This window comes from Catenibacterium sp. CAG:290 (assembly GCF_000437715.1).
Taxonomy (GTDB): domain Bacteria; phylum Bacillota_I; class Bacilli_A; order Erysipelotrichales; family Coprobacillaceae; genus Catenibacterium; species Catenibacterium mitsuoka_A.
In genome coordinates this window covers 1-12,660 of sequence record NZ_FR898766.1, presented here as the reverse complement: position 1 = coordinate 12,660, position 12,660 = coordinate 1, and the positions used below count along the sequence as shown (strand labels likewise).

At 34.4% G+C, this 12,660-nt stretch carries 16 protein-coding genes; 7 read left to right on the top strand and 9 right to left on the bottom strand.

Going from position 1 to position 12,660, the window contains the following annotated elements:
- The first annotated feature begins 40 nt into the window (after positions 1–40).
- Both QVO42_RS00705 and QVO42_RS00700 read left to right on the top strand, forming a co-directional pair.
- The gene (locus tag QVO42_RS00705; protein ID WP_022424273.1) at positions 41–934 is read left to right on the top strand and encodes a glycyl-radical enzyme activating protein; all 894 of its coding nucleotides are present in this window, start codon (positions 41–43) and stop codon (positions 932–934) included.
- Between the two features lie 28 nt (positions 935–962).
- Positions 963–1,718 (top strand): DeoR/GlpR family DNA-binding transcription regulator, encoded by a 756-nt coding sequence (locus tag QVO42_RS00700; protein ID WP_022424272.1) that lies wholly within the window; start codon positions 963–965, stop codon positions 1,716–1,718.
- Between the two features lie 21 nt (positions 1,719–1,739).
- On the opposite strand, the gene QVO42_RS00695 is transcribed toward QVO42_RS00700, so the two are convergent.
- A complete protein-coding gene (locus QVO42_RS00695; protein ID WP_288163503.1) occupies positions 1,740–2,531 on the bottom strand; it encodes a metallophosphoesterase in 792 nt (263 codons plus the stop codon).
- Positions 2,532–2,646: 115 nt separating this feature from the next.
- On the opposite strand from QVO42_RS00695, the gene QVO42_RS00690 reads away from it, so the two are divergent.
- The 3 genes from QVO42_RS00690 (at position 2,647) to rbr (ending at position 4,325) form a co-directional block, all read left to right on the top strand.
- A complete protein-coding gene (locus QVO42_RS00690; RefSeq protein ID WP_022424270.1) occupies positions 2,647–3,252 on the top strand; it encodes a PTS sugar transporter subunit IIB in 606 nt (201 codons plus the stop codon).
- Positions 3,253–3,328: 76 nt separating this feature from the next.
- Positions 3,329–3,748, top strand: a complete 420-nt coding sequence (locus tag QVO42_RS00685) for a Fur family transcriptional regulator (RefSeq protein WP_022424269.1) — start codon at positions 3,329–3,331, stop codon at positions 3,746–3,748.
- Entirely contained in the window at positions 3,741–4,325 is a 585-nt protein-coding gene (rbr, locus tag QVO42_RS00680; RefSeq protein ID WP_022424268.1) for a rubrerythrin, read from the top strand. The genes QVO42_RS00685 and rbr overlap by 8 nt, the downstream gene beginning before the upstream one ends.
- Positions 4,326–4,392: 67 nt before the next feature.
- Here rbr and QVO42_RS00675 read toward each other — a convergent pair whose 3' ends face one another.
- Genes QVO42_RS00675 through aroE form a run of 6 tightly spaced genes read right to left on the bottom strand, consistent with a single transcriptional unit; the run spans position 4,393 to position 8,488 of the window.
- The gene (locus QVO42_RS00675; RefSeq protein WP_022424267.1) at positions 4,393–5,226 is read right to left on the bottom strand and encodes a bifunctional 5,10-methylenetetrahydrofolate dehydrogenase/5,10-methenyltetrahydrofolate cyclohydrolase; all 834 of its coding nucleotides are present in this window, start codon (positions 5,224–5,226) and stop codon (positions 4,393–4,395) included.
- Positions 5,220–5,852, bottom strand: coding sequence for a cyclodeaminase/cyclohydrolase family protein (locus tag QVO42_RS00670; protein ID WP_022424266.1), 633 nt, complete (start codon positions 5,850–5,852; stop codon positions 5,220–5,222). Before QVO42_RS00670 ends, QVO42_RS00675 begins: the two co-directional genes overlap by 7 nt.
- 60 nt (positions 5,853–5,912) lie before the next feature.
- On the bottom strand, positions 5,913–6,542 hold the full coding sequence (locus QVO42_RS00665; protein WP_022424265.1) for a TIGR01906 family membrane protein: 630 nt from the start codon (positions 6,540–6,542) through the stop codon (positions 5,913–5,915).
- On the bottom strand, positions 6,529–7,041 hold the full coding sequence (locus tag QVO42_RS00660; RefSeq protein ID WP_006504316.1) for a tRNA (cytidine(34)-2'-O)-methyltransferase: 513 nt from the start codon (positions 7,039–7,041) through the stop codon (positions 6,529–6,531). Before QVO42_RS00660 ends, QVO42_RS00665 begins: the two co-directional genes overlap by 14 nt.
- Positions 7,041–7,634: an XTP/dITP diphosphatase gene (locus QVO42_RS00655; RefSeq protein ID WP_022424264.1), complete on the bottom strand. Its 594-nt coding sequence runs from the start codon at positions 7,632–7,634 to the stop codon at positions 7,041–7,043. Before QVO42_RS00655 ends, QVO42_RS00660 begins: the two co-directional genes overlap by 1 nt.
- Positions 7,631–8,488, bottom strand: a complete 858-nt coding sequence (aroE, locus tag QVO42_RS00650; protein ID WP_022424263.1) for a shikimate dehydrogenase — start codon at positions 8,486–8,488, stop codon at positions 7,631–7,633. The genes QVO42_RS00655 and aroE overlap by 4 nt, the downstream gene beginning before the upstream one ends.
- A gap of 95 nt (positions 8,489–8,583) precedes the next feature.
- Between aroE and chbG the strand changes: the two genes are divergently transcribed.
- Positions 8,584–9,318, top strand: coding sequence for a chitin disaccharide deacetylase (gene chbG, locus QVO42_RS00645; protein WP_022424262.1), 735 nt, complete (start codon positions 8,584–8,586; stop codon positions 9,316–9,318).
- Between the two features lie 57 nt (positions 9,319–9,375).
- A complete protein-coding gene (locus QVO42_RS00640; RefSeq protein WP_022424261.1) occupies positions 9,376–10,563 on the top strand; it encodes an aminotransferase-like domain-containing protein in 1,188 nt (395 codons plus the stop codon).
- A gap of 23 nt (positions 10,564–10,586) precedes the next feature.
- On the opposite strand, the gene groL is transcribed toward QVO42_RS00640, so the two are convergent.
- Both groL and QVO42_RS00630 read right to left on the bottom strand, forming a co-directional pair.
- The gene (gene groL / locus QVO42_RS00635; RefSeq protein WP_022424260.1) at positions 10,587–12,206 is read right to left on the bottom strand and encodes a chaperonin GroEL; all 1,620 of its coding nucleotides are present in this window, start codon (positions 12,204–12,206) and stop codon (positions 10,587–10,589) included.
- A 12-nt stretch (positions 12,207–12,218) separates the two neighbouring features.
- Positions 12,219–12,479, bottom strand: a complete 261-nt coding sequence (locus tag QVO42_RS00630; protein ID WP_006504310.1) for a co-chaperone GroES — start codon at positions 12,477–12,479, stop codon at positions 12,219–12,221.
- Positions 12,480–12,660: the final 181 nt, after the last annotated feature.

Sequence of the window (12,660 nt, the reverse complement as noted above, 5' to 3'; positions counted from 1 at the left end):
ATTAACTGATTACGTACATATTATACGAGAGGGATATGATATGGAAGGAATTATATTTAATATACAGAAATTTAGTATTCACGATGGACCTGGTATTCGTACAACAGTGTTTTTTAAAGGATGTCCATTAAGATGTGAATGGTGTGCTAATCCTGAGAGTCAGGCAGTGAGTCCTCAGGTTTTATACAATAATGAGAAATGTCTTCATTGTGCGACATGTGTACATACCTGTCCTAAAGGTGCTATAAAGATGGAAGATGGCTTGATTCGAATTGATCATAAAACATGTGATCATTGTATGGAATGTGTTAAAGCCTGCCCTGGTAAAGCCTTAACACAGGAAGGTGAAATCAAGACAGTAGAAGAAGTTGTTGATATTTGTATGCAGGACATTGATTTCTATGAAGAATCTAATGGTGGTGTTACTTTATCTGGTGGAGAAGCTATGGTGCAATATGATTTCATGATGGCTCTTGTTCATGCATTAAAAGAAAAAGGACTTCATCTTGCGATTGAAACAACAGGTATTGTGGATCATGAGAAGTTTAAGAAAGCAGCCCCTTTATTTGATCTTTTACTATTTGATGTAAAACAGGCTGATCCAATGAAGCATAAGAAGGGAACACATGTCACAAATGAAGTCATTCAAAAGAACTTCAAATGGGCTATTGAACAGGGATTGAATGTGTTGCCTAGAATACCTGTTATTCCTGGCTTTAATGAAACATTAGAAGATGCGAAAGAACTCGCAACATGCATTAAAGAAGCAGGCGCGAAAGATGTACAGCTTCTTCCATTCCATCAGTTTGGTGAAAATAAATATAAACTACTTGGTAAAGACTATAAGCTTCATGAAGTAGAAGCATTACATCCTGAAGATTTAGTGGATTATCAAAATGAGTTCATCAAGTGTGGGTTGAATTGTTTCTTCTAGATTAATATAATGAGTGCGGAGGTAATCTATGAAAGACCGCTATAACAAAATATTAGAACTACTTACAAAAGAAAAGAAAATAGAAGTCAATGAATTATCTCAAATACTTGGGGTATCCAATGTCACTATACGTAAAGATTTAGATGCACTTGAAGAAAAAGGGATTATTAAAAGAGGACATGGCTATGCCATCCTTGCGAATAAGGATGATATCAATGGACGCTTAGCTTATCATTATGAAATAAAGAAAAGAATTGCACAAAAGGCTGCAGAACTTATTCATGATGGAGATACCATTATGATTGAAAGTGGGAGCTGCTGTGCGATTCTTGCAGATACAATTGCATCAGAGAAACTAGATGTCACTATTGTGACTAACAGTGCTTTTATTGCAGGATATATTCGCGATAAAAAGAATACCAATGTGATTCTTCTAGGTGGTGCTTACCAGAAAGATTCACAGGTTATGGTAGGACCTATCGTGGCACAATGTGCTCAAAATTTCTGTGTTGATCAGTTATTTATTGGTGCTGATGGTTATAATCCTCGTGTAGGTTTCACAAATAGTGATCATTTACGTGCGCAGGCTGTCAGAGATATGGCTGAACAGGCAGAACATATTATTGTCTTAACTGAAAGTGAAAAGTTTAATTCACACGGTGTTGTACCTCTTCAGTTAAAAGAACGTATTGATACAATCATTACAGATGATCATATTCCAGAAGATATTAAAGCACATTTATTATCAGAAAATAAAACATTACTCACTATAGAAAACGAATAAACGGAAGGGGTCCCTTCCGTTTTACTTTAAGTCTTTTATAATACGTTGTAATTCTCCTGGCTGACCATCTTTATAAGGTATCTTATAAGATGTCCCATCTGTTAAGCATAAACAATTTAATTGTCCTCTATCTGCCACAGCGAGTCCACCATCAATACCAATCTTATTATGATAATCAGGATCGTACCAGATATTAAAAGAATGATCATCATTCACATAACATAAAGGCGTATGACCAAATATATAAGTATATTCAGGATTACATGGATTCATATAGAAATATTCTCTAATCCAGGCAAGTAATTCAGGATCACTATCTTCTATATTGGTTACCTCAGGATCCACTCCTGCATGCACCATTACATAATGCTTGCCCTGGTAATCAAGTTCTATATAGTTAGGTAGACTATCAATAAAATCAATAATTTCCTGGACAAACTCTTTCTTTATATCAAAATATTCCTCATAAGGAATAGAATCTTTCTGTAAGAACTCTCTTATACTATTTACAGTGCCTGTGGCACCATTCTGTTTCCATAAACGATATGCATTATTCAAATCAGAATCTAAATCATTATATTTTAAGCTGGCTACTAAAGATTGTCTCATCATGATTTCATGATTACCCTTGATCATATGAACATTAGGCATTGCTTTCACAAAGTAATATATATCAATTGAATTAGGACCACGATCCATAATATCACCTAGGATATATAACTCATCTTCATCAGTGAATTGAATCTTATTGAGCATCAGCTGCAATAACACAAATTGTCCATGTAAATCAGACATGACAAAAATTCTCTTCACTAATACTCACCTGCCTCTCAAATACATTTTATCATACACAAAAAGGAATGCAAAACAGAACATAATCATCAAAAAAAATAGTTGAATTATGATATGATTAATATAGGTGAAGGATATGGATGAATTTTATCAAAAGACCTATTTAATGATTGTTTTTAAATGGTCTTATTACTATACAAGAAAGAATATGAAAAATGTCAGATGTGACATTATTGAAGACACTAAAGATTATCATACTGTACGTTTTTATTTAAAGAATCGTGTCGCTTTTTTAACTGTCTGGCATAATGGCATAATAGAAGAACAAATCACAGATGAAGAAGGGAAAGAAATCTATTTCTATCTCCATTATACTTTAAAGAGTTTATCTCAGTTCTTATCTTATTATAGAGATTTCATGGTTGTATTTTTAAGGGATGCAAACCCTAAACATGTGAAAGTAGGGATTGTAGACCAGGATGGCTTTTCTTCTAGTTATTTAATTAGTTTAATGAAAGAAAGTCTGACAATAGAAAAATCTAATCTAGAAGTGGAATCAGTGAGTCTTTCTTCATTAGAAGAAGTAGAAGGAGATTATGATGCACTTTATTTATCCCCTTCAGTCATGCATTTAAAAGGGGATATAGAGTCCATTGTTTCTGTTCCTGTGTATGTAATTGATCCTCTTGTTTATGCAACCAATGATTTCTATACACTTATACATACAATTTTATCAAAATAATGCATCTGGCTTGCATTCTTACTAGTAAATAGTATACTAATAGTAGTAATCATTACTGATTAGGAGAGGAGGACATATGGCGGAGACAAAACTTAGAAGATCTAAACAGCGAGATACGATATATGATATGCTTGTGAATGATCATACGCATCCTACAGCAGAAGTTATTTATTCTCATGTAAGAAGAATCATTCCGGATATATCACTAGGTACTGTTTATCGTAATCTGAATGTTTTAGTCGAAAACGGGTATATCAGAAAATTAAATATAGATGGTGTGACAGTACATTACGATGGTAATGTGACACCACATCATCATATGGTATGTTCAAAATGTGGAAAGATTGTGGATATACATATTCCACATGGTGCATTTGATGAACTTGTTCATGATATAGAAGAACTAGATCAAGTACGCCTCACACATGTTGATATGTTATTTCAAGGAGTCTGTAATGATTGTAAGAATATGAAGGAGGATAAAGAAGATGTCTAATTTAAAAGGAACTGAAACATTAAAGAATTTAATGGCTGCATTTGCAGGTGAATCACAGGCAAGAAATCGTTATACTTTCTGGTCTAGTATTGCGAAAAAAGAAGGTTATGTAGAAGTGTCTAAAATCTTTGAAGAAACAGCTAACCAGGAAAAAGAACATGCGAAACGTTTAATGAAGCTTATGAACACTGCTGCTCAGGGCGAACCATTACCTGTTGCAGGTGAATTCCCAGTATTAATGGGTACAACTGTAGAAAACTTAAAAGCTGCAGCTGCTGGTGAAAACGAAGAATGGACACATATGTATCCAGAATTTGCTAAGAAAGCTGAAGAAGAAGGATTACCTGAAATCGCAGCTATCTTAAGAGCAATTGCGATGGCTGAAAAGATGCATGAAGAAAGATACTTAAAACTTGCTAAACAGATTGAAGACGGCACAGTATTCAAGAAAGATCATAAAGTACTATGGAAATGTAACAACTGTGGATTTGTAGTAGAATCTTTAGAAGCTCCTACAGTATGTCCAGCTTGTAACCATCCACAGGCTTACTTTGAAGAATACAAATTCTTTGATTAATATAATTGTGTGCAAAGACAGCGAAAGCTGTCTTTTATTGTACGAAAAAAGACCTCGAAAGAGGTCTTTAACGCATTTTAGCTGCCTGGATTAAATGTTTTGCAAGTACTGCAGTTGTGATGGTACCAACACCACCAGGTACAGGTGTAGCGGCAGAGGCTTTGCCATCAAGAGTCGCATAGTCTACATCACCACATAACTTACCATTCTCATCCACATTGATTCCTACATCAATCATCACGGCATCCTGTCCACAATAATCACTATTTAACATCTTTGCACGTCCTGCAGCCGCAACCACAATTTCTGCATCAGAACATGTCTTCTTTAAATCAACAGTTCTTGTATGAGTCATAGTTACTGTCGCATTCTCTTTAAGAAGCAGCATGGACACAGGTTTACCTACAACCATACTTCTTCCTACAACAGTCACTCTTTTACCTGTTAACTCAATATCATATGCCTTTAATACTTCAATAACTGCTTCTGCAGTACATGGAGAAAATCCAGTTGTATCTCCCGCAAACACCTTCGCAATATTAATAGGAGAAATACCATCTAAATCCTTTTTAGGATCAATCGTATTTTCAATATCTTTTTCATTAATAGTACGAGGAAGTGGTCTTAATAATAAGATTCCTGTCACTTCATCATCTTCATTAATATTTTTAAAAGCATTCTTGAAGTCTTCATCACTGATATCCTGTGGGAAAACATAAGAAGCCACATCTAAACCAAACGATTTTAATTTCTTAGTTGCACCACGCTCATAACTCATATCATCAGGATTTTCTCCTACTCTCACAATCGCAAGCTTAGGTACAAAAGATAATGTTTCTAACTCTTTTGATACATATTCTTTAATTCCATCAGAAACCTTTTTTCCTCTTAACTCTAACATGATGTTCCTCCTAACTTTTTAATCACACTATTAGTTATTTCATCTGCAAGTAGTTGCCCTTCAACTAATAGCTTCTCAGCACGTTTATTCATCTTCTCAGCCATTTCTCTATTCTTCATAGACTTCGTATTAATATAGACATTCATAATAGAACCAGTCAACGCACTACGTAGACATTGTACACCAACACCTACATCACTGATTGCCATCACTGTACCTTTCTCATTTAAAGTAGAAAATAACTTTAAAGACTGATAACTTAAATCCATGACCTGTAATGGTACAAGAGATGCATCCAATAAACATGACTCCATCACAAACTCTTTATGTTTCTTTTCTTCCTCAGTATTCTTAGGAAGTCTATAAGCCTCTGCAAGAGGCTTAAAGTTTTCTGCATCATCATCTACAGAAGTGACAAGCTTCTTCTTTAAGTCTTCTAACTTCTCTATGATTTCTCTTATTTCATCTTCTACATCTTTATATTTCTTCTTACCTACAGTTAAGTTACCTACCATGAGTCCTAAAGCACATCCAATAGCGCCTACTAGTCCTGAAGCACCTCCACCACCAGGAGTAGGTGAAGATGAAGATAACTCATCTAAGAAGTCTTTAATCATTTCTTTCATTTATAACTCCTTCATATGAAAAGACACGAGAATCTCGTGTCTTTTTTTCAAAAATTATACTCATTTATTTGTATTAATGCAATTAATATGTTTGAAATATGTACCTAAATTAATAAGAACACCTATTCCAATTAAACTAAATAGCGCAATCCCCAATGTCACAAAATAACTTTCAGGAAAGATATTGATAATAGGATCAATATCAGGATTAATCAGCCAGTAGTTATTGTTGAAAAGGATATGATGCATCATTGTGAATGCCCCGTCAAAATCAACATAGGCTGTTCCACCTACAATAAATACGAGTCCTAAAGTAGTGAATCCTGCCCACTTAAAAGGTCTATAATCATTCTCTTTGACTGTAGAATAGATGAGATAGATAGTTCCAATAAGTACTACTAACCCAATCACTTCTAAACGATTCATTAATACTTTTACTTCATAAAAATGAAAAGCTGTATTTTTAGTCATAGGAAAAGCAGGGGTAGAAAGTGCTTTATGAGAGAATAGACTTAAATAGTGAATAATTGTCATATAACTTTCTCTTACAACCTTTTCACTTACCCCAATATTAGAGGCTATTAATGAAGAAGGATAGAGTACAGGGACAAAAGTCACTAATAAAATAGCACAATCAATAATCAAAAAAGTCAAACATACAGTTAAAAGAACACCTTTAAATTTCTTCATTGTATAAGAAGTCTTCTCCCTTTTGAACCTCTACTGTAGATAAATCAGGATAACCCTGCTGTCTTAATGCTTCGTAAACACCAATGGCTACAGTATTAGATAAGTTTAAACTACGTGAATCTCCATACATTGGAATACGTACACAATCATCAATATACTTCTTTAAGATATCATGAGGAATACCATCATGCTCATGACCAAAGAAAAGATAATGTTCACCTTCCTGTTTAAAATCATCTTCACTATATACTTTTTTAGAATAACGTGTAAAGAAATGATAAATACCAGGATTCTCTTTTTCAAACTCTTCAAAGTTTTCATAAACCTTAAAAGTGAGGTGATCAAAATAATCCATAACCGCTCTTTTCATTCTTGGATCATTTAACTTAAACCCTGTAGGTTTAATAATATGTAAAGGTGTATGTGTTGCTGCACATGTTCTCATAATATTACCTGTATTTTGTGGAATCGCAGGATGTACTAATACAACATGATTCATTACTTATGTTCCTCCTCTAAATAATCATATAAAGCCTTTAACGCCTTTGCACGATGAGAGACTTTATTCTTTTCTTCCATAGTCATCACTGCAGAAGTCTTCTTTAATGGTGGATAATAGAAAATAGGATCATAACCAAAGCCATTTTCACCATCAATACAATCATTGATTTCTCCTTCAAAAGTACCTAAGAAAGTCTTTGTTTCTTCACCAGGAATAGCTAAAGCCATCGCACATACGAAACGTGCTGTCTTATCTTCTTTATCCTTTATAGCATCAATAATCCACTGATTCTTAATATCATAACTTGTATCTTCACCCATAAAACGAGAAGAATAAATACCAGGCTGTTTATCTAATGCATCTACTTCTAAACCAGAATCATCTGCAAGAGTAGGCATATGAATCATATTCATCACTGTTTCAGCTTTAATCACTGCGTTTTCAGTAAAAGTAGTCCCTGTTTCTTCAATATCAGGATTATAACCTAATACATCTTTAATAGACTTTACTTCAATCCCTAACTTTTCCAACATTGCGGAAATCTCTTTAAGTTTTCCTTTATTTGTTGTTGCAACTACGATTTCTTTCATTCACTTTCCTCCATTCCTAACGCTACTTTGACTTCATGAATAGGCATATCCTTTCCTGTCCAGAATTTAAAAGAACATGCACCCTGATAGACAATCATACGTTCTCCATTCATATAATCAAGACCTCTTTGTCTTGCATAACTTAATAGCTTTGTTTCCTTAGGGTTATAAATAATATCAGCTACTTTTAAACCATCAGGTAACATATCAGCACTCTCAATAATACATCCTTCAGGATGAGATGCCATACCAACACTAGTTGTATTAACTAATAGATAAGTATCCTTTAAGTCTTCCTTAATACTTTCCTGATCAATTTTCTTTAAAGTAATAGGGCAATCTAATTTCTCATTAAGTTCTTTAATAAATGGCTTATCAGAACGATTATAAACCACAATTTCCTTAGCACCCGCTAATGCAAGAGAAATAATAATTGCACTTGCTGCACCACCAGCACCAAGTACTACAATCTTATGTTTCGCAATACCCCATCCTTTATCACGGCAGGCCATCACAAAACCTTCTCCATCAGTAATATGACCAATGAGTTTACCGTTCTCATTCTTTACCGTATTGATACTCTTCGCAAGTTTTGCCTGTGTTGTGAGTTCATCCATATATTTCATCATATCCTGTTTATAAGGCATAGAAATATTGTATCCCTTAATAGGTAATGTCTTAACAGACGTAATATAATCATCTAACTGATCTTTAGTCACTTCAAATGCAAGATAAACATCATTAATACCTAATGTTTGAAATGCAGTATTATGCATCATTGGTGAAAAAGAATGTTTAATAGGATTTGCGACAACCCCATATAAACCTGTATATCCAGTAATTGTATTTTTCATAGCAGTCTCCTTTTGTCTTGTATTATACATCATTTTCTCGATATGTGTGACTGTTCTTATAATATTTAGTACAATGGATTCTAGAGGTGAAAAGTATGATTAAGAAATTAATTATTAATGCTGATGATTTCGGTATGTGTGAAGGAAACTCCCTAGGTATCCTTCTTGCTCACGAGCAGGGACTTGTAAGTTCCACTACAGTCATGATGAATATGCCATATGCTTTATGGGCTCTAGATAAGGCAAAGGCATATCCAAATTTAGGAATAGGTGTTCATTTAACTTTAACTGCCGGTAAACCATTATTACCTGGCAAGAAAAGCTATACAGATGAAGAGGGGAACTTCTTAAGACCAAGTGCTTATGAAGATGAATTCCCAGATGGAGAACCAGAGGAAGTTTATGAAGAATGGAAAGCACAGATAGAAGCTTTCATCGCACACACAGGACATCTTCCTACACATCTAGATTCTCATCATTATGTCCATATGGAACATAGACAATTGGAAGTCATCAAGCGTCTTGCCAAGGAATATAACCTTCCTATCAGACAAACAAGATATGTGGATGAAAACTACTTCCCAGCACGTTGTGAATTTTATAAAGATGGTGTAAGTTTTGAAACATTCAAAGAAATCTGCTCAACAGAAGGCTATGATACAGTAGAACTTGTTTGTCATCCTGCTTTAGTTGATGAAAGACTCATGAACGTATCTAGCTACAATATGAATCGTATCAAGGAATTAGAATTACTTAAGAGTGATGCATTCAAACAGTTCATCAAGGATCACGATATTCAGATTATAACTTACGCAGATATAAAAAAATAATTAGGTGATTTCAAATAATAGTAGTAGAATGAGAAAAAAGTGAATGGAGTGACATATATGAGATACGCAGATAAGATGAAAAACGTAAAAAAATCAGCCATTAGAAGTGTCATGGCTGATGCAAGTGAGAATGGTACGGTAGACTATATTAGTTTTGCGAGTGGATTCCCTGATCCAGAAGCTATTCCACAGGAGAAACTAGAAGAAGTAGGACATAAGATTCTTCAAGAAAAGACTTATGAAGTCTTGCAGTATGGCTCTGCTCAAGGTTATACAGGTTTAATAGAATCTTCTAAGTCATTCATTAATAAGCATGAATGTATATGCACAAGTGATGATGATATTATTATTACAACAGGATCACAGCAGGGCTTAGATCTTGTGTCTAAGATATTCTGTGATGAAGGGGATTATGTTGTTGTAGAGAACCCAAGTTATTTAGGTGCTTTAAACTCATTTAAATGTAATGGGGCAAAACTGCTTGGTGTTTCTTTAGAAGAAGATGGTGTAAATCTAAAAGAACTAGAAGAAGCATTTAAAAAAGGACCAAAGGTATTCTATACAATTCCTAACTTCCAGAATCCTACCGGAGTCACAACGTCTCTAGAAAAAAGAAAAGAAATCTATAACCTTGCAGTAAAGTATGATGTAGTTATTTTAGAAGATAACCCTTATGGTTATTTACGTATTACAGGAGAAGAAGTACCTTCTATTAAATCTTTAGATCAAGACCATCGTGTTGTTTATGCAGCCAGTCTTTCTAAGATTATTTCACCAGGTATGCGTACAGGAATCATCTGTGCAAGTAAAGATATTATCTCTAAGCTCTTTATGGCTAAACAATCAGGAGATAACCATACAAACAATCTTTCACAATATATGATGGATGCTTTCTTAAGAGAAACAGATATGGATGCACATATTAAACATTTGCAGTCTCTTTATGCAAAGAAATGTAACTTCATGTTAGAGATGATCAAGAAGTATTTCCATCCTTCTATTCATGTCATTGAACCAGAAGGCGGTATGTTTATATGGTTTGATCTGCCTGATGGAGTCAGTATGCCAGAATTCGTTCAGGCTTCTATTAAGAAGCATGTAGCCATCGTACCAGGCAATGAATTCATGGTAGATAGTACTAAGCCGTGTCAATCTATTCGTATGAACTTCTCAGCTGCTTCTATGGAGAATATCGAAAAAGGTATTCAGATTTTAGGAGAACTAACATATCAATTCTGTAAATAAAAAAAGCCATTTCTGGCTTTTTTTTAATACATGCCACCTTGTGGCATAACAGGCTGTTGTGGTTCTTCCTTCTTAGGAAGTTCTGCCACACCTGCTTCGGTTGTTAAGAATAAGGCTGAAATACTAGCCGCATTTAATAATGCGCTACGAGTGACTTTAGTAGGATCAATAATACCTGCTTCAAACATATTAACCCAGTCACCTGTCTTTGCATCAAATCCAAAGTCCTTTTCAGCAGTCTTCTGGATAGATACAATTTCTTCTTCATCATAACCAGCATTGATTGCAATCTGAGTAAGAGGCGCAAATAAAGAATTCATGACTACGTTAATACCCTTCTGGATATCTACATTCGTATCTCTGACCTGATTCTTTAATTCTTCATAGGCTTCTACTAACGCAGCACCACCACCAACAACGATACCTTCATCTACAGCGGCCTTAGTCGCATTAAGAGCATCTTCAATTCTTAATTTCTTTTCTTTTAATTCTGCTTCAGTTGTAGCACCGACTTTAATTGTTGCAACACCGTTAGATAATTTGCCAATACGTTCTTTTAAAGTCTTCTTTTCATAATCACTCTTAGTATGAGTTAACTGTGTCTTTAATTCTTCAACACGGTTATTCACTGCTTCACTTGAACTATGACCAATAAGAGTAGTATTGTCTTTCTTTACAATCACTTTCTTGATCGTACCAAGATCTTCAATAGTTAAATCAGAAAGTTTCATATTAAGGTCTTTGTTGTAGAATTTAGCACCAGTTAATACTGCAATATCCTCCAACATTTCTTTCTGTTTATCACCAAATCCTGGAGCCTTAGTAGCTACGACATTAAAGGCACCTCTTAACTTATTCAATACAAGAGAAGAAATAGCTTCATTCTCATAATCTTCTGCAATAAGTAATAATGGTTTATTAGCCTTTAATACTTGTTCAAGTACTGGAAGAATTTCCTGTAAATTAGTAATCTTCTGATTAGTGACTAAGATGAGTGGGTTATCCATTTCTACTTCCATCTTATCTGTATCACTTACAAAATAAGGAGATACATAACCCTTATCATACTGCATACCTTCATTGACTTCTAATTCATCATCAAAGCTATTAGATTCATCTACGTTGATAATACCATCTCTACCAACCTTATCCATAGCCTGAGCAATCAATTCACCAATATGACTATTAGAAGAAGAAATAGTCGCAACAGATGCAATATCTCTGCTTGTTTCTACCTTATGAGAATTCTTTAATAATACTTCTGCCACTGCTTTAGAGGCTCTTTCAATACCTTCTCTCATAAGTACAGGGTTTGCACCTTTTTCAACCTGCTTCATACCATTCACAATCATATCTCTTGCAAGAATTGTAGCAGTTGTTGTACCATCACCTGCAATATCATTTGTATTATTGGCTACTTCATATACAAGTTTTGCACCCATATTTTCAAAATGATCTTCTAATTCTATTTCCTTGGCAATAGAAACACCATCATTTGTAATTAAAGGAGAACCATAACTCTTCTCTAATACTACATTTCTACCTTTAGGACCAAGTGTAACACTTACTGCATCCGCAAGAGTATTCACACCCTTCAACATTGATTGACGTGCATCACTAGAAAAACGTATTTCTTTACTCATAGCTTATTCCTCCTATTCAATACATGCGAGAACATCTTTCTCGTCTATCACAATATATTCAACACCATCAAGTTTAACTTTTGTACCTGAGTATTCCTTGAATACAACACGATCTTTTTCTTTTAAATCATTTTCACATTGAGGACCTACTGCCACAACTTCTCCAACAGTAGGAAGACTCTTTGTCTCAGTAGTGAGAATAATACCACTAGCTGTCTTATTTTCTACTTCTTCTTTCTTTAATACGATATTCTTATTTAAAGGTTTCAACATAATTATTCCTCCTTGTTAGCACTCTCTTTATTCGATTGCTAAGAGTATTATAGTTCTTATTAGCACATTGTCAAGAAGAGTGCTAATTCATTTTTGGGCAGATTGGATAAAAGTGCATAAAAAAGCCACTCCTAAGAGTGACTTAATCATCTGAGTAACTAAATAGACTTGGGGTTTACTC